The sequence below is a fragment of the Rhodopseudomonas pentothenatexigens genome (assembly GCF_900218015.1).
Classification (GTDB): domain Bacteria; phylum Pseudomonadota; class Alphaproteobacteria; order Rhizobiales; family Xanthobacteraceae; genus Rhodopseudomonas; species Rhodopseudomonas pentothenatexigens.
In genome coordinates this window covers 44845-61750 of record NZ_UFQQ01000008.1, presented here as the reverse complement: position 1 = coordinate 61750, position 16906 = coordinate 44845, and the positions used below count along the sequence as shown (strand labels likewise).

General features: G+C 67.3%; 17 protein-coding genes. 10 read left to right on the top strand and 7 right to left on the bottom strand.

Features of this window, described 5'->3' with window-relative positions; all coding sequences use genetic code 11:
• The first annotated feature begins 30 nt into the window (after positions 1 to 30).
• The 3 genes from DWA33_RS09075 to DWA33_RS09065 are packed head-to-tail and all read left to right on the top strand — an operon-like array spanning position 31 to position 4529.
• Positions 31 to 1134: an efflux RND transporter periplasmic adaptor subunit gene (locus DWA33_RS09075; protein ID WP_114357768.1), complete on the top strand. Its 1104-nt coding sequence runs from the start codon at positions 31 to 33 to the stop codon at positions 1132 to 1134.
• Positions 1135 to 4230, top strand: a complete 3096-nt coding sequence (locus DWA33_RS09070; RefSeq protein WP_114357767.1) for an efflux RND transporter permease subunit — start codon at positions 1135 to 1137, stop codon at positions 4228 to 4230.
• The gene (locus DWA33_RS09065; protein WP_114357766.1) at positions 4227 to 4529 is read left to right on the top strand and encodes a DUF3240 family protein; all 303 of its coding nucleotides are present in this window, start codon (positions 4227 to 4229) and stop codon (positions 4527 to 4529) included. The genes DWA33_RS09070 and DWA33_RS09065 overlap by 4 nt, the downstream gene beginning before the upstream one ends.
• 3 nt (positions 4530 to 4532) lie before the next feature.
• Here DWA33_RS09065 and DWA33_RS09060 read toward each other — a convergent pair whose 3' ends face one another.
• Positions 4533 to 6356 (bottom strand): SLC13 family permease, encoded by a 1824-nt coding sequence (locus DWA33_RS09060; RefSeq protein WP_114357765.1) that lies wholly within the window; start codon positions 6354 to 6356, stop codon positions 4533 to 4535.
• Between the two features lie 274 nt (positions 6357 to 6630).
• Between DWA33_RS09060 and DWA33_RS09055 the strand changes: the two genes are divergently transcribed.
• Both DWA33_RS09055 and DWA33_RS09050 read left to right on the top strand, forming a co-directional pair.
• On the top strand, positions 6631 to 7686 hold the full coding sequence (locus tag DWA33_RS09055; RefSeq protein ID WP_114357906.1) for a YeeE/YedE family protein: 1056 nt from the start codon (positions 6631 to 6633) through the stop codon (positions 7684 to 7686).
• Between the two features lie 235 nt (positions 7687 to 7921).
• Positions 7922 to 8374: a DsrE family protein gene (locus DWA33_RS09050; protein ID WP_114357764.1), complete on the top strand. Its 453-nt coding sequence runs from the start codon at positions 7922 to 7924 to the stop codon at positions 8372 to 8374.
• On the opposite strand, the gene DWA33_RS09045 is transcribed toward DWA33_RS09050, so the two are convergent.
• The 3 genes from DWA33_RS09045 to DWA33_RS09035 form a co-directional block, all read right to left on the bottom strand.
• Positions 8289 to 9491, bottom strand: a complete 1203-nt coding sequence (locus tag DWA33_RS09045; RefSeq protein WP_114357763.1) for a YeeE/YedE family protein — start codon at positions 9489 to 9491, stop codon at positions 8289 to 8291. The two genes, DWA33_RS09050 and DWA33_RS09045, sit on opposite strands and share 86 nt — an antisense overlap.
• An 81-nt stretch (positions 9492 to 9572) precedes the next feature.
• Positions 9573 to 9947, bottom strand: a complete 375-nt coding sequence (locus tag DWA33_RS09040) for an ArsR/SmtB family transcription factor (protein ID WP_114357762.1) — start codon at positions 9945 to 9947, stop codon at positions 9573 to 9575.
• A 60-nt stretch (positions 9948 to 10007) separates the two neighbouring features.
• A complete protein-coding gene (locus DWA33_RS09035) occupies positions 10008 to 10412 on the bottom strand; it encodes a thioredoxin fold domain-containing protein (protein WP_181902393.1) in 405 nt (134 codons plus the stop codon).
• 40 nt (positions 10413 to 10452) lie between these two features.
• Here DWA33_RS09035 and DWA33_RS09030 point away from each other — a divergent pair, with 40 nt between their 5' ends.
• A complete protein-coding gene (locus DWA33_RS09030; protein ID WP_114357761.1) occupies positions 10453 to 11196 on the top strand; it encodes a cytochrome c biogenesis CcdA family protein in 744 nt (247 codons plus the stop codon).
• Positions 11197 to 11224: 28 nt separating this feature from the next.
• Complete coding sequence (locus DWA33_RS09025; protein WP_114357760.1) at positions 11225 to 11815, top strand: SoxW family protein; 591 nt, start codon at positions 11225 to 11227, stop codon at positions 11813 to 11815.
• A 137-nt stretch (positions 11816 to 11952) separates the two neighbouring features.
• On the opposite strand, the gene DWA33_RS09020 is transcribed toward DWA33_RS09025, so the two are convergent.
• The 3 genes from DWA33_RS09020 to soxA are packed head-to-tail and all read right to left on the bottom strand — an operon-like array spanning position 11953 to position 14021.
• Entirely contained in the window at positions 11953 to 12456 is a 504-nt protein-coding gene (locus DWA33_RS09020) for a GlcG/HbpS family heme-binding protein (RefSeq protein WP_181902392.1), read from the bottom strand.
• 22 nt (positions 12457 to 12478) lie between these two features.
• Positions 12479 to 13186, bottom strand: a complete 708-nt coding sequence (soxX, locus tag DWA33_RS09015) for a sulfur oxidation c-type cytochrome SoxX (RefSeq protein WP_114357759.1) — start codon at positions 13184 to 13186, stop codon at positions 12479 to 12481.
• A gap of 13 nt (positions 13187 to 13199) precedes the next feature.
• Positions 13200 to 14021, bottom strand: a complete 822-nt coding sequence (gene soxA / locus DWA33_RS09010) for a sulfur oxidation c-type cytochrome SoxA (protein ID WP_114357758.1) — start codon at positions 14019 to 14021, stop codon at positions 13200 to 13202.
• Positions 14022 to 14206: 185 nt separating this feature from the next.
• On the opposite strand from soxA, the gene soxY reads away from it, so the two are divergent.
• From soxY to soxB, 3 genes are all read left to right on the top strand, one after another.
• Positions 14207 to 14671, top strand: a complete 465-nt coding sequence (gene soxY, locus DWA33_RS09005; RefSeq protein ID WP_107356982.1) for a thiosulfate oxidation carrier protein SoxY — start codon at positions 14207 to 14209, stop codon at positions 14669 to 14671.
• A 37-nt stretch (positions 14672 to 14708) separates the two neighbouring features.
• Positions 14709 to 15038, top strand: coding sequence for a thiosulfate oxidation carrier complex protein SoxZ (gene soxZ / locus DWA33_RS09000; RefSeq protein WP_114357757.1), 330 nt, complete (start codon positions 14709 to 14711; stop codon positions 15036 to 15038).
• A 146-nt stretch (positions 15039 to 15184) separates the two neighbouring features.
• On the top strand, positions 15185 to 16882 hold the full coding sequence (gene soxB, locus DWA33_RS08995; RefSeq protein WP_114357756.1) for a thiosulfohydrolase SoxB: 1698 nt from the start codon (positions 15185 to 15187) through the stop codon (positions 16880 to 16882).
• Positions 16883 to 16906: the final 24 nt, after the last annotated feature.

Genomic DNA, 16906 nt, shown 5'->3' with positions numbered 1-16906 from the left:
CGGGCCGGCACAGGTGCCAGTGACAGATCCATGCTCCGCTTTTCGACCATTTGGCTTTTGCTTGCCGCCGCGCTGTCGTGCGGGACCGCGCGCGCCGGGGACGAACTGCCGATCTCAAAACAGCAGGCCGAACGCGTCGGGATCGAGACCTCGCCGCTGGAGAAGCAGCCGGCCGCGGCCGGCCTCAGCTTCCCCGGCAAAATCGCGGTACCGCCGGATCGCAGCCGATTGATGAATGCGCCGCTCGGCGGCCGGATCGAGCGGCTGCTGGTGCGGATCGACACGGTGGTGAAGGCCGGCGATCTGCTCGCCGAGATTCAGAGCCCGGCGCTCGCCAACGCCCAAGCCGAATATCTGGTCGCCTACAACAAAGAGCGGCTGCTCAAGACCAATCTCGACCGCGAGACGCAGCTCGCGCCCTACGGTGCGGTGACCAGGAAGCAGGTCATCGTCACCCAGAGCGAATACGAACAGGCCAAGGCCACCGCCGCCGAGCGGCGCCAGGCGCTGCTGCATGTCGGCATGACCGAGGATGCGGTCGAGAAACTGGCGGCGACTCAGAAGCTCGATCCCCGGCTGACGCTGATCGCACCGATCGACGGCGTGGTGCTGGAAAGCCCGACGACGCCCGGCCAGACCGTCGAGGCGCTGGCGCTGGTGTTCAAGCTGGCGCAGCTCGCGCCGCTGTGGGTCGAAATCCAGGTGCCGGCGCTGCGCGCCGACGAGTTCGCAGTCGGCGCCCGGGTCACGCTGCGCGGCCATGACTGCGTCGGCAAGGTGGTGTCGATCGGCTCCAGCGTCGAGCCGACCTCGCAGACCGTGATCGTCCGCGCCGAATTCGACGAGCCCGATCCCGACCTGCGGCCCGGCCAGATCGTCGAGGCGCAGATCGCGCCCCTCACCAGCGGCTCGGCCGAATGGCGGGTGCACAGCGGCGCGATGGTGCGGCGGGGCAAGGACGCCTTCGTGTTCGTGCAGACCGACGGCGGCTTCGTCGCCACGCCGGTGAAGATACGCGAGGAGCTGCCGCAGTTCGCGGTGGTGAGCGGCAGCTTCCGCGGCGACGAGCGGATCGCGGTGCGCGGCATCGCTGCGCTGAAGGGCGCCTGGCAGGGACTCGGCGGGGTCGAGTAGATGTTGACCCGTCTCGTCGAGTTCTCGCTGTCGCATCGCCTGCTGGTGGTGCTGGCGACGCTGCTGCTGATCGGCGCCGGCGTGCTGGCGTTCCGGCATCTGCCGATCGACGCCTTCCCCGACGTCTCGCCGGTCCAGGTCAAGATCATCATGAAGGCCCCGGGCATGACGCCCGAGGAGGTCGAGACCCGGGTGACGATGCCGCTCGAGCTGGAAATGCTCGGCATCCCCAACAAGACGATCCTGCGCTCGACCACCAAATACGGCCTCGCCGACGTCACCATCGATTTTGCCGACGGCGTCGACATCTATTGGGCCCGCAACCAGGTCGCCGAACGGCTCGCCTCGGCGATGAAGGACATGCCCGACGGCCTCACCGGAGGTCTGGCGCCGATCACCACGCCGCTCGGCGAGATGTTCATGTTCACCATCGAGGGCGGCGACCTGACGATGGCGGAGCGGCGGACATTGCTCGACTGGACCATCCGTCCGGCGCTGCGCACGCTGCCCGGGGTGGCCGACGTCAATTCGCTCGGCGGCTTCGTGCGCAGCTTCGAGATCGTCCCCGACAATCTGGCGATGGCCTCGCATGGCATCACCATCGACACGCTGGAGAAGGCGATCGAGAAGAACAACCGCAACGGCGGCGCCGGGCGGCTGTCGGCCGGCGAGGAAGTGCTGCTGGTCCGCGTCGACGGCCAGGTCCGCAATCTCGACGATCTGCGCGACATCGTGCTGGCCTCGCGCGACGGCGGCATGGTGCGGGTGCGCGACGTCGCCGAAGTGCGGATCGGCAGCATCACCCGCTATGGCGCGGTGACGCGCGACGGCCAGGGCGAAGCGGTGCAGGGCCTGGTGCTCGGCCTGCGCGGCGCCAACGCGCGCGACGTCGTCGACGGCGTTCGCGCCAAGTTCAAGGAGCTGGAGCCGACGCTGCCGAAGGGCGTGACGCTGAACGTGTTCTACGATCGCGGCGATCTGGTCGGCCGCGCCGTCGGCACGGTGTCGAAGTCGCTGCTCGAAGCCGTGGTGCTGGTGATCGTGCTGCTGATCCTGTTCCTTGGCGACTGGCGCGCCGCGCTGGTGGTGGCGCTGACGCTGCCGCTGTCGGCGCTCGCCACCTTCGTGCTGATGCGCTGGGCCGGAATGTCGGCTAATCTGATGAGCCTCGGCGGCCTCGCCGTCGCGATCGGCATGCTGATCGACGCCTCGGTGGTGGTGGTCGAAAACGTGGTGTCGCATCTCGCCCACGACCGCCACGCCGCGCAGGTGCCGCTGCTGCACCGGATCTATCAGGCGCTGCGCGAGGTGGTGGTGCCGGTGACCTCCGGCATCGGCATCATCGTCATCGTGTTCCTGCCGCTGCTGACGCTGCAGGGGCTTGAAGGCAAGCTGTTCATCCCGGTGGCGCTGGCGATCGTGTTCGCGCTCGGCTCGTCGCTGCTGCTCGCGCTCACCGTGATCCCGGTGCTGGCGTCGCTGCTGCTGAAGACCGCCGGTCACGGTGATACCTGGCTGGTGCGCAAGATCGGCGCCGGCTACACGCCGGTGCTGCGGTTCGCGCTGCATCACGAAAAGGCGGTGCTGGCGGTGTCGGCGCTGGCGCTGGTCGCGACCGTGTTCGCCTATGGCCAGCTCGGCAAGATCTTCATGCCGACGATGGAAGAGGGCACCCCGATCATCAGCGTCGAAAAGCTGCCGTCGATCGGGCTCGAAGAGAGCGTCAATCTCGACCTCAAGATCCAGCGGGCGGTGATGGACGCAGTGCCCGAAGTGAAGAGCATCGTGGCTCGCGTCGGCTCCGACGAACTCGGCCTCGATCCGATGGGCCTCAACCAGACCGATACCTACGTCATCCTCAAGCCCGAGGCGGAGTGGCGCCGGCCGCACGACAAGGACTGGCTGATGGGCGAGCTGCGCAAGGCGCTCGCCGGCTTCCCCGGCATCGGCTTCTCGTTCACCCAGCCGATCGAGATGCGGGTGCAGGAGATGATCATCGGCGCCCGCGGCGACGTGGTGGCAAAGATCTTCGGCACCGATATCCCGACGTTGAACAGGCTGGCCGAACAGATCACCGCGACGCTGAAGACGCTGAAGGGCGCCGAAGACGTCCGCACCACGCTGAACGAAGGCTTCGAGTACTACAATGTCGCGATCGACCGGCTGCAGGCCGGCCGGCTCGGGCTCGACGTCGATGCGCTCACCGAAGCGCTGCGCACCCAGATCGAAGGCCGTCAGGCCGGCATCGTGGTCGAACAAGGCCGCCGCACGCCGGTGCTGATCCGCGGCACCGAGTCGCTGCGCGAATCCCCGGCGCGGCTCGCCGGCATCAATCTGGTACTGGCCGACGGCAAGTCGGTGCCGCTCGCCAACGTCGCCCGGCTGGAGCGGATCGACGGGCCGGTGAAGATCGACCGCGAGAACGGCCGCCGGCTGGCGCTGGTGATGAGCAACGTCTCGGGCCGCGACCTCGTCGGTTTCGTCGACGAGGCCAAGGCCGCGGTCGCCGCCAAGGTCAAGCTGCCGGAAGGCACCAGTATCGTCTGGGGCGGCCAGTTCGAGAACCAGCAGCGCGCCGCGGCGCGGCTCGGCATCGTGGTGCCGATCGCGCTCGCGCTGGTGTTCCTGCTGCTGTTCGTCACCTTCTCGTCGCTGCGACAGTCGCTCTTGGTGTTCATCAACATCCCATTCGCGCTGATCGGCGGCGTGTTCAGCCTGCTGATCACCGGCGAATATCTGTCGGTGCCGGCCTCGGTCGGCTTCATCGCGCTGCTCGGCATCGCGGTGCTGAACGGCCTGGTGCTGGTGTCGTATTTCAACCTGCTGCGCAGCCAGGGGCTGCCGCCGGATCAGATCGTCGAGCTCGGCGCGCAGCGCCGGCTGCGGCCGATCCTGCTGACCGCCAGCATCACCGCGTTCGGCCTGGTGCCGCTGCTCTACGCCACCGGTCCGGGCGCCGACGTGCAGCGGCCGCTGGCGGTGGTGGTGATCGGCGGTCTCGTCACCTCGACGCTGCTGACGTTGGTGATCCTGCCGGTGCTGTATCGCCGCTTCGGGATTCCGCCTGCTCCGAAGACGCAGGAGGCCCCGCGATGAGCGCGATGGTGCTGACGCTGCTGGTGCCGGTGGCGCTGAAGGACGAGGTGATCGCCGCGATGCTGGCGCACGAGCCGACCGCGCGCGTCGGCTTCACCGCCCGCGAGGTCGAAGGCTACGGCCGCGACGTCGACTACGACAGCGTGGTCGAACAAGTCCGCGGTCACACGCTGTCGGTCGAGATCGTCGTCACCGCCGAAGCGGCCGAGCTGCGTGCGCTGCTCGATACGCTCGGCGACGAATTCGGCGGCCGCGGTGTGCGCTGGCGGATGGTCGCGGCGACGGTCGGGTCGTTGTAACGATCAGATCGGCCACACGATCAGCAGCATCGGCACCGCCACCACGAGCACCACCAGTTCGAGCGGCAGCCCCATCCGCCAGTAATCGGCGAAGCGGAAGCCGCCCGGGCCCATGATCAGCGTGTTGTTCTTGTGACCGATCGGGGTGAGGAAGGCGCAGGACGCCGCGATCGTCACCGCCATCAGGAAGGTGTCGGGATTGCCGCCGACGCGGTGGGCGAGATCGATTGCGATCGGTCCGGCGACCACGATGGTGGCGACGTTGTTGAGCACGTCGGACAGCATCATGGTCGCGACCATCAGCGCCACCAATGCCACCACCGGCGAATAGCCCTGGGTGATCTCGCCGATCCATCCGGCGACCAGCGCGGTGCCGCCGACCTTGTCGAAGGCGGCGCCGATCGGCAGCAGACAGGCCAGCATCACCACCACCGGCCACTCGATCGTCGAGTAGAAGTCGCGCGCCGGCACCAGGCCGAATGCCGCATAGGCCACCACCGCCATCGCGATCGCCACCGTGAACGACAGCAGCCCGAACGAGGCCGCCGCGATCGCCGCGACGAACAGCCCGACGGTGAGCGCGACCTTCCAGGCGCGATACGGCGCGACGTTGATGGTGTTCACCGGCAGCAGCCGCATCGAATTCAGCGTCGCGGTCGAGGCCGCGCCGGGGCCGGTCAGCAGCAGCACGTCGCCGGCCTCGATGATGCGGTCGCCGACCTTTTCGCGCGCCAGCTTGCCGGCATGAGAGATGCCGAGCAGGGTCAGCGCGAAGCGCTTGCGCAGCCGTAGCGCCGCCGCGGACTGGCCGACCAGATAGGAATCGGCGCGGACCACCACCTCGACGATCGCCGAGCCGCCGTTGCGCTCCTTGGCGTCGCCGTCGTCCTTGCCGGTGTCGTCGCGCTTGCGCGCCGGCGCATCCCGCTCCTCGCTGTCGGACGACGACGCCTCCTGCAGATTGGTCGCCTTGATGAAGGCGGCGATCGCGTCGCCCGAGCCTTTCACCACCAAGAGGTCGTCCGGCTCGATGGTGTAGAGCCGCGCACCGCTCCGCCGCAGTGTGCCGTCGCGGATCAGGCCGGTGATCAGCACGTCGGCGTTCTCGGCGTCGTCCTCGAACTCGGCGACCAGCCTGCCGACCGCGGGCGAGTCCTTGCCGACTTCGAGTTCGGCTTCGAACGAGGATTCCGAGGCGAGCTCGGCGGCGCTGTCGTGACGGCGCGGCACCAGCCGCCAGCCGATCAGCGCGACGAAGATCACGCCGGCAACCGCGACCGCGACGCCGACCGGCGCGAAGTCGAACATCCGGTAGGGTTGGCCGAGCTGTTCGGCGCGGATCGAGGAGGCGATGATGTTCGGCGGCGTGCCGATCAGTGTGGTCATGCCGCCCAGGATGGTGGCGAACGACAGTGCCATCAGCGTCATGCCAGGCGGGCGGCCCGCTTTGCGCGCCGCCTGGATGTCCATCGGCATCAGCAGCGCGAGCGCTGCGACGTTGTTGATCACCGCCGACAGCGCAGCGGCGATGCCGCCGACCAGCGCGATGTGGGTGCCGATCGGCCGTTTGTCGTCGACCGCCCATTGCGCGACCAGGCCGAGCGCGCCGGAATTTTCGAATGCGCGCGAGGCGATCAGCACCAGCGCGACCACCACCACCGCCGGATTGGAGAAGCCGGAGAACGCCGCATCCTGCGGCACCAGCCCGAGCGCCACCGCGATGAATAGTCCGGCCGCCGCGACCAGATCGTGGCGGAACCGGCCCCACACCAGCATCGCCAGGATGGCGGCGAACAGGACGAACAGCAGAATCTGGTCGAGCGTCATGAAGGGAATCGCAGTCTCGAAAGGTGAGAGGAGGCGGGGAGTGGAACTTGCGGTGGAACGGCGCGGTCTTCAACGCGCAACATGCGGAACCGTCGCCATCGGCCGGAGAATAATTTCATCCCCGGCGCGGCGCACAAAGGACAAAACTCTGCGCAGTCCACAGGTGCTGCAACTTCCTGCTTAATTTTCCTCACGTATTTACCGGTTTTGCGGCGATGCGTACATCGTCGGTCGGAGGCGCGGCCTTTTGGCGCGCCGGCTGGAGGATCGATCGATGCAGATGCCGGAACTGGTGATCGTGCTGAGCTTCGCGATCGGCGCCGCGTTCGGCGTCGCCGGGCTGCTGAGCGGCTTCTGCCTGATGAGCGGCTTGCGCGACTACTGGACCAAGGACGACGGCCGCAAGCTGCGCAGCTACGCGGTGGCGCTCGCGGTGGCGATCGCCGGCACCCAGCTGATCGCCGGGCTCGGCACCGTCGACATCGGCAAGTCGCTGTATCTGCAGCCGTCGTTCTCGGCGCCGCTGATCTTCCTTGGCGGCCTGATGTTCGGCCTCGGCATGGTGCTAGCGAACGGCTGCGCCTCGCGCGCGCTGGTGCTGCTCGGCAAGGGCAATCTGCGCTCGCTGCTGGTGGTCGGCCTGATCGCGGTCGCGGCGCAGATCACGCTGAAGGGCCTGTTCGCGCCGGCGCGGCTCGCCTTCCTGCAATGGACCCAGGTGTCGCCGCCGCACGTCTCGGTGCCGTCACTGCTCGGCGCCGCCGGCCTCGGCGAAGCGGTCGCGCAGATCGCCGCGGTGCTGATCGCGTCCGGCGCGCTGCTCGCATTCGCATTTTCCGACCGCTCGTTCCGTCGCGCTCCCGGCCAGATTGCGGCCGGCGTGGTGATCGGCCTGCTGGTCGTCGCCGGCTGGCTCACCACCGGTTACTTCGGCGCCGACGACTTCAACCCGATCCCGGCGACCTCGCTGAGCTTCGTGGCGCCGCTGGCTGATACGCTGCAATACGTGATGTTCTCCACCGGCCTGACACTGAGCTTCGGCGTCGCGCTCGCCGTCGGCGTGCTCGCCGGCAGCGCCACCACCGCGCTGCTCACCGGCCGCTTCGCGCTGGAGGGCTTCACCTCGGCGCCGCATATGCTGCGCTCGACGGTCGGCGCCGTGCTGATGGGCTCGGGCGGCGCGATGGCCTATGGCTGCTCGGTCGGGCAGGGCCTCACCGGCCTGTCGACGCTGGCGCTGCCGTCGTTCATCGCGGTCGCCGGCATCGTCGGCGGCGCCGCACTCGGCATCCGCCGCTTCGCACCGGTCGCGGCGCTGGCGACGCGCTGAGTGTCTCACGCCAGAGTCATTCCGGGGCGCGAGCGCAGCTCGCGAACCCGGAATCTCTCTTCGAGCCATCTCGGGATTCCGGGTTCACGCGTTTCACGCGTGCCCCGGAATGACGAGCCTGAGTTTCCCTTTCGACCTGACGGCAACGTGATCACTTGGTCCCGCTGATCCTTTGGTGACAGCGGCGATCGCGGTGGTTAGTTTGCACGTCAAACAACAACCGGGGAGGATCACGATGAAGTCGCTGTTCAAGGCCGCCGTCGCTGTGGCGTTGCTGACGGTCACCGCGGTGCCGGGTTTCGCTGCCGACGCCAAGGCGCACCGGGTCGCGATCCAGGTCGATCAGAACGATCCGGCGGTGATGAACCTGGCGCTGAACAACGCCGCCAACATCATCGAGTACTACAAGGCCAAGAACGAGGACGTTCAGGTCGAGGTCGTCACCTTCGGCCCCGGCCTGCACATGCTGCGCGCCGATTCATCGCCGGTGAAGGACCGCATCAAGCAGATCGCCGAGGGCGCGTTCCCCTCCAGCATCGCCTTCGCCGCCTGCGAGAACACCAAGACCGGGATGGAGAAGCGCGAGGGCCACGCCGTCAATCTCATTCCGCAAGCGAGCGCGGTGCCGTCCGGTGCGGTGCGTCTGATGGAGCTGCAGGGGGACGGCTGGGCTTATTTGCGGCCGTAACCGCCGGCTGCGGCCGCCGCTGCAGCCATTCGCGCCAGGCGTCGAACCGGCGCCGCAGCAATTCGCGCGGCGAGCCGTCGACCAGCACCGCGATGCCGATCCGGGCGCCGAGCATCATGCCGAGAATCGCGATCGGCCACGACAGCGCCAGCATCGAGCCTGCGGTGATGCCCTGGCCGATGGTGCAGCCGCCGGTCAGAATGCCGCCGAACCCCATCAGCGCCGCGCCGGCGACGTGGCGGCGCATCTCGTGATCGTCGTCGAACGCCTCCCAGCGCAGCTCGTCGGCGCGCCAGGCGGCGAGGAACGAGCCGGCGACCACGCCGAACACCGTGCCGACGCCGAAATCGGCGAAATTGCCGGCGTTCAGCAGCCCCGCATACACCGCCTTGCCGATGGTCGAGACGAAGGTCAGGCTCTGCGGATGCACCGGCCCGGCGAACGGATCGGCGAGCCGGGTGGTGGCGAGCCAGCCGACCACCGTCAGCACGCCGAGCGCGACCCCGGCGGCGAGCAGCCGCGGCGTCCGCCGCAGCCGTTTGTCGCCGAGCGCGATCAGGCACAGCACGCCGCCGCCGAGCGCGGCGATCAGCGCCCGCAGGTCGATCCCGGTATAGTACCGGGTCAACGCGGCGAAGTCGGTACTGACGCCGTCCGGCATCGTCACGGCGAACCGTTCCAGCACGGTGATGCGGAAGCCGGACAACATCCCGCGCAGCGTCGCATAGGCGGCGCCGCCGAGCACCAGGATCACCACGAAGCTGCGGAGATCGCCGGTGCCGAGCCGCACCAGCGAGCCGAACCCGCAGGTGCCGACGAACGCCATGCCGACGCCGAACAGCACGCTGCCGATCGCGATCGAGACCAGCGGCAGCGCCGGCGCCGTGTAGTTGGACTGGTCGGGGTCGAGCTGGCCGGCGATCACCAGCGCCTGGGTGCCGAGCAGCGCGATGCCGAGCGCCAGGCCGAAAATGCGCAGGCGGCGGGTGTCGCCGCCCATCAGCGCGTCCTCGACCGCGCCGAACGAGCACAGCCGCGCCAGCCGCACGAAGAAACCGGCGACGACGCCGACGCACAGGCCGGCCAGCGCGAGCATCCAGGCGGATGCGTCCTGCATGGAGTTTCCTCGTTGGCGCGCAGGCGTGCGACAGCCGCTTGCGTCAGCTTATTGTCTTATCGGCGCGCCGCGAGGGATCGCTTACTTCTGGCCGTCCCGCGCGGACGAACAGAAGATATCATAGATCACCGAGATCACGCGACGGACGTCGTCGTTGGCGAGGCTGTAGTAAATAGTCTTACCGTCCCGCCTGGTGTCGACCATGCCGTCGTAGCGCAGCCGGGCGAGCTGCTGCGACACCGCCGACTGCCGCAGCGACAGGATGTTCTCCAGTTCGCTGACCGAGCGTTCGCGTTCGGCGAGCAGGCACAGCAGCAGTAGCCGGTTCTCGTGCGACACCGCTTTCAGGAAGTTGCTGGCCTTGCGCGCCCGGCGCATCAGCATATCGAGCTCGGGCGAGTACTCCGCGCCGTCGCGGAGTTCGTTCTCGATGTCGGGTTCGAGGATCGAGGTCATGGCGATCAGCTATCGTTTCAGTTGGCGTTGCAACATGTCATCTGCGGCATATGCACGATATCAGGTGTGGCCGCGCCGCGGCGGCGGCGTCACCTTGGCGGCCAGCGCGCCGAGCAGGCCCCAGAACGAATCGTCGTTGATATAGCCGGTGATGCGGCCGACCTCGCGGCCTTGGTCGATCACCACGAAGGTCGGGGTGAACCGCACCGGGCTCGCAAGGCCGAGGCCAGGCTCCTTGGCGTGGTCCATATTGATGCGCCGCAGCGGCAGCAGCCTGGCTTCGTCGGTCTTGGGATAGATCTGGCCGACGTCACGGTCCCAGCGCGCGCACCAGACGCAGCCGTCGCGTTCGAACATCACCAGCTCGGCCGCGTGCGCCGCCGCAGCCGATAGCTGCGCTGCACACAACAGAATCGCGCCGATGAGAGTCGATTTCAGCATCTTCTGGCCCATGATGTGATACATATAGACGAATTCGCATGTATCTTCTAGGGGCGGAAACGCGGTGGTCTCCAATATCTCGATGGTCGGCGCCTTCGGGGCCGGGGTGCTGTCGTTCCTGTCGCCCTGCGTGCTGCCGCTGGTGCCGCCGTATCTGTGCTTTCTGGCCGGCGTCAGCCTGGACCAACTGACCCGCGGTGGCGACCAGCCGGTCAAGGCGATCGATTGGCGGGTGGTGGCGTCGTCGGCCGCCTTCGTGCTCGGCTTTTCCACCGTGTTCGTCGCGCTCGGCGCCTCGGCGTCGGCGATCGGCAAGGCGGTGACCGATCATTTCGACACCCTCGGCATCGTCGCCGGCGTCGTCATCATCGTGCTCGGACTGCACTTTCTCGGTGTGTTCCGGATCGGCCTGCTGTATCGCGAGGCCCGGTTTCACAACGTCCGCCGCGGCGTCGGCTTTGTCGGCGCCTATGTGGTCGGGCTGGCGTTCGCATTCGGCTGGACGCCGTGCGTCGGCCCGGTGCTGGCGACGATCCTGCTGGTCGCCGGGGTCGAGGGCTCGGCGGCGCACGGCGCGGTGCTGCTCGGCGCCTATTCGCTGGGGATCGGGCTGCCGTTCCTGCTGGCCTCGCTGTTCTCCGGCGCGTTCATCCGGCTGATGGCGCGGCTGCGGACGCAGATGGCGACGGTCGAGAAGGTGATGGGCGGGGCGCTGGTGCTGACCGGCGTATTGTTTCTCACCGGCGCGATGCCGAGAATCTCAGGATGGCTGCTGCAGACCTTTCCCGCGATCGGCGAGATCGGCTGACGGCGCCCGGCAACAGGGAGGACAGGTGATGACGAAGGCTTGGTTGTCGCGCCGCGGCGCCATCGCGCTCGGCCTTGGTTCGCTCGGCGCGCTGTCGCTGCGCACCGCGCCGGCGGCCGCAGCAGCGCCGGTGCTCGGCGACGACGGGCTGTATCAGCTCGACTGGTATCTGCAGAGCTTTCTCGACGTGAAGGAAGATCTCGAAGCCGCCACCGCCAAGGGCAAGCGCTTCGCGATTCTATGGGGCCTCAAGGGCTGCCCGGCGTGCAAGAAGCTGCACGAGGTGCACATGCGCGATCCGGAGATCGAGAGCTACATCCGCGACAATTTCGAGGTGCTGCACCTCAATCACATCGGCGCCCGCGACGTCACCGATCTCGACGGCAACAAGCTGCGCGAGAAGGCGTTCGCGCAGGCCTACGGCATCCGCTTCACCCCGACGCTGCAGTTCTTCCCCGAAAGCTCCGCCGGCCTCGCCGCCAGGAAGCCGCAGGACCGCGAAGTCGCCCGGATGCCCGGCCTGCTCGAGCCGCCGGAATTCCTGGCGATGTTCAAATACGTCCGGCAGAAGGGCTATCAGTCGATGCCGTTCACCGACTGGCTGAAGAAGCCGGTGTAGCAACTCGTCATTCCGGGGCGCGCGAAGCGCGAGCCCGGAATCTGATGCGGGCACGGCTTGGCCGCCGCCCCGCACACGAACCTCGAGATTCCTGGTTCGCGCCTGACGGCGCGCCCCGGAATGACTCGGTGTGGCGTTTAGAAATCCAACTTGTCCTTGATCGCCTCGACGCCGGCCTTGGCGCAGGCTTCGTCGGCTTCGCCGCCGGGGGCGCCGGAGACGCCGATGCCGGCGACCAGCGAGCCGGCGGCTTCGATGATCAGGCCGCCGCCGAGCACGACGACGCCGGGCAGGTCGCGCAGGCCGGATTGCGGCATACCGGGCTTGGTCATGTTGGCCAGTTCGCCGGTGGCCGTCTTGAACGACACCGCGGTCCACGCCTTGCCGGTCGCGGTGCTGGGCGTGTGCGCGCCGGCGAAGCGGTCGCGCAGCATCGCCTGCGGCAGGCCGCTGCGGTCGACCACCGCGACCGCGACCTGGAAGCCCTGCTTGCGGCATTCGCCGAGCGCCGCCTTTGCGGCGTCGAGCGCCAGCTCCGGGCTGAGCGACTTGGTGGTCACCAGCGCGTCGTCGGCGCGGGCGAGGGTGGCGAGCGATACGCCGACGATCAGTGCGATCGCCGGGAGCATGTATCTGGTCATCGGATCGAGCCCTTACTGTCCGCTATTCCTTGTTCACCGGGGATTCCGGATCGAACAGGAACGCCATCACGTCCTTGATCTGCTGTTCGCTGAGGAAGCCGTTGCTGCCGAACCGCGGCATGTTCGAGCACGGCACCACCGCCTGCGAATTGTAGATCTTGGTGTAGGCCTGCTTGATCTCGGCTTCGGTGTAGTTGCGGTCCTTGCCGTAGTGGGTGAGGCTCGGCCCCAGCGTGCCGAACGACACTTCCGATTTCGCCATCTGGTGGCAGGCGTAGCAATTGCCGCCGTTGATGGTGTCGGGCTTGTCGGAGAACTGGCCGCCGCGGCCGTTGTTGGCGATCTTGGCGCCGGCCTTCCAGTCGCCGAGGAATTTGCCGTCGGCCGGATACACCACCTTGGTGATCTCGCGCTTCATGATCGCATCGGCGACGTCGGTCGGCACCTCGTTGCGATATTGGTTGCAGGCCCGCATCGTCTCGTCGGGGACGATCCGCTTCTGCCAGTCTTCCGGCGCCTTGCCGAACGTCGCTTTGATGTAGGCGTCGACGGTTTCGGTGGAGACCTTGTGGGCCGGCGTCGGCTTGGCGGCATCGGCGGTCTGCGCCGCAGCCTTGCTCATCGCGTCCGGCTTCTGCGGGACCGCCTTGTCGGCCGCATGGGCCGCGATCGAACCGCCGGCCAGCGCGCCGAGCGCGAGCGCCAGCACCGAGACTTTCATCCTCGTCATGCTTCGTCCTCCCTCAGCGCTTGATCGACGGCACGGCGAGCTCGCCGCCGGCCGCGATCTTGTTGAGATAAAGCGTCAGCGCGGTGATGCCGTCGGAGCCGTAGTCCGGCGCCGGCCAGCGCTGCTGGCGATAGCAGTCCCAGATCCGGTGCTGGAAGGTCCGCAGCGCGCTCTGCGACACGCGGTAAGTCGGCCAGCTCGCCATCGTCAGTTGCGCGTCCTTGCCGGGGCCCGCAAGGTAGGGCAGCCCCTGCAGGCGGATGCGCTTGCCTTCGGCGCCGTGGCAGGTCGAGCAGGAGAAATCCATCACGCCGCCGCGGCGGTGGAACAGTTCCTCACCGACCGCCGCCATCTCCTGCTCCTTGGGATGGCTGAGCTGCGGCTGGATCTTCATGCCGCTGGATTTGTTGGCAATGAACGCCACCAGATCCTCCATGTCGGAGGTCTTGCCGGGACCGGAGAAGCGGCGCGCCACCACGTCCTTGGTGTCGAGTCCCTGGATGTTCTGCATGCACCACAGCAGGCGCTGCTCGAGATCCATCACCCGGTCGGCGTCCTTGAAGTAGCGCGGCAGTTGCGCGAACGCGCCGTCCAGCTTGCCGGCGCCGAGGCCGAGATCGCAGCTTTCCAGCGAGACGTTGTTGGTGCCGCGCTTCTCCGCCCAGAGCTGTTCACCGCGGTCGACCGCGAGGAACCCGGGGTTCGACATCGGATCGGAGATCATCTCGCGATAGCGCTCGATCTCCTTTTCGCTGGCGTCCTGCGCTTTGGCGACGATCGGCATTGTGCAGAGCACAATGGCGATCACCGCCGATACAGCGGTGATGGGTCTCATGGTTCCTCCCTCCTCCGATGACCGTCTTGTGAGTTGCGGTCGGTGATACCTCGGCGCGGGCCTGGCATCTTTACATTCAAGAAAAACAATATAATGATGTTTGCGGATCATGACCGATCGCGCTTGCAATCGTCAAGCGTTACTATGGCAAGGGAAGCGAAAGACTCCCAGATGGAGGAAGTCCAATGGTGTTCATGAAGACCGAGACGAGCCGTCGCGAGGCGTTGGCGCTGGCGGGCATCGCCGGCCTTGCCGCACTGCTCGCGCCGCGGATGTCGTTCGCCGACGCGGCGATGGTCGATGCCGAGATCAAGAAGCTGTACGGCGACAAGAAATTCGACAGCGGCAAGATCAAGCTCGACGTGCCGGAGATCGCCGAGAACGGCCTGGTGGTGCCGATCACCGTCGACGTCGAAAGCCCGATGACCGATGCGGACTACGTCAAGGCGGTGCACGTGTTCGCCGACGGCAACCCGCTGCCCGGCATCGTCAGCTACAAGTTCACCCCGGCCTGCGGCAAGGCCTCGGCCTCGACCCGGATGCGGCTGGCGCAGACCCAGAACATCATCTGCATCGCCGAGATGTCGGACGGCAAGCTGTACTCGACCAAGTCGAGCGTGAAGGTCACCATCGGCGGCTGCGGCGGCTAATCCGGCAACGGCAACAAAACCAGGCGAGGAAATTCCAATGTCCGTCAAACCGACCCCGCGCGTCCGCGTCCCGACCCAGGCCAAGCCGGGCGAACTGATCGAAATCAAGACGCTGATCTCGCACGAAATGGAATCCGGTCAGCGCAAGGACGCCTCCGGCAAGATCGTGCCGCGTAAGATCATCAACACCTTCACGGCGCAGTTCAACGGCAAGACCGTGTTCGAGGCCGAGTGGAATCCGGCGATTTCCGCCAATCCGTATCAGTCGTTCTTCTACAAGGCGTCGGAGAGCGGCGAGTTCGCCTTCCTGTGGAAGGACGACGACGGCTCGGTGTACGAATCCAAGCACAAGCTGACCGTCGCCTGATCGCGGCGAGCCTGGCGACGTTCTGTTAGTTGGTCGCAGACCACCGGGAGCCGGTTCGGCTCCCGGAACGCGGACCTGCGACCCGAACCAACGGCCGCGCATCATCGCGGCGGTGCCCGACGCGGCGCGAAGCAAGGGATGAAACGATGATCTCGAGGCGGGAATTCCTGCAGGCGACGGCGGCGGCATCGGCGCTGACGGTCGCCGGCGGCCTGGGGCCGATCGGGCGGGTGGCGGCACAGCAGCGGCTGACCCAGAGCGACATCCTCAAATTCGATCCGCTCGGCACGGTGACGCTGCTGCACATCACCGACACCCATGCCCAGCTGGTGCCGCTGCATTTCCGCGAGCCCTCGGTCAATCTCGGGGTCGGCGAGGTCAAGGGTAAGCCACCACATCTCACCGACGCGGAATTCCGTAACTACTTCCACATCGCCACCGGCACGCCGGAGGCGTTCGCGCTGACCGCCGACGATTTCACCGCGCTCGCCCGCAACTACGGCAAGATGGGCGGCTTCGACCGGATCGCGACCCTGGTCAAGGCGGTGCGCGCCGAACGCGGCGACGACAAGGTGCTGCTGCTCGACGGCGGCGACGCGCTGCAGGGCAGCTGGAGCTCGCTGAAGAGCAACGGCCAGGACATGGTGGATGCGCTCGCCGGGCTGAAGATCGACGCGATGACGGCGCATTGGGAGTTCACCTACGGCGCCGATCGCGTCAAGGAGATCGCCGAGAAGGCGCCGTTCGCGTTTCTGGCGCAGAACGTCCGCGACGTCGAATGGCAGGAGCCGGTGTTCGAGGCGCGCAAGACCTTCGAACGCGGCGGCGTCAAGGTCGCGGTGATCGGGCAGGCGCTGCCGCGCACCGCCGTCGCCAATCCGCGCTGGATGTTCCCGAACTGGGAGTTCGGCATCCGCGAGGAGGACATCCAGAAGCAGGTCGACGAGGCCCGCGCCGACGGCGCCGCGGTCGTGGTGCTGCTGTCGCACAACGGGTTCGACGTCGACCGCAAGCTCGCCGGCCGGGTGAAGGGCCTCGACGTCATCCTCACCGGCCACACCCACGACGCGATGCCCGGCGTGATCAAGGTCGGCGACACCGTGCTGGTGGCGTCGGGCTCACACGGCAAATTCGTGTCGCGGCTCGACATCAAGGCCGAGGGCGGCAAGGTCGCCGACATCCGCTTCAAGCTGATGCCGGTGTTCGCCGACGCGATCGCTCCGGACCCCGAGATGGCAAAGCTGGTCGAGAAGCTGCGCGCGCCTTACGCCAAGGATCTCGCCCGAATCGTCGGCAAGACCGACTCGCTGCTGTACCGCCGCGGCAATTTCAACGGCACCTTCGACGACCTGATCTGCGATGCGATGCTGAAGCAGCGCGACACCGAAATCGCGCTGTCGCCCGGCTTCCGCTGGGGCGGCACGCTGCTGCCGGACGAGGGCATCAGCTGGGAGGCGATCACCAACGCCACCGCGATCACCTACCCGAACTGCTACCGCACCGAGATGACCGGCGAGCAGCTCAAGAACGTGCTCGAGGACATCGCCGACAACATCTTCCATCCCGACCCGTACTATCAGGGCGGCGGCGACATGGTGCGCACCGGCGGCATGGGCTACGCGATCGACGTCTCCAAGGAGATGGGCTCGCGCATCTCCAGCATGACGCATCTGGCGACCGGCAAGCCGATCGAGGCGTCGCGGAAGTACACGGTGTCGGGCTGGGCCAGCGTCAACCAGGGCACCGAAGGTCCGCCGATCTGGGAGGTGCTGGAGAAGCACGTCGCCGGCGCCGGCGCGGTGAAGATCGAACCCAACAGCGCGGTCAAAGTCTCCGGCGCGTAACCCGCGCCGCGACGGCGCACAGCC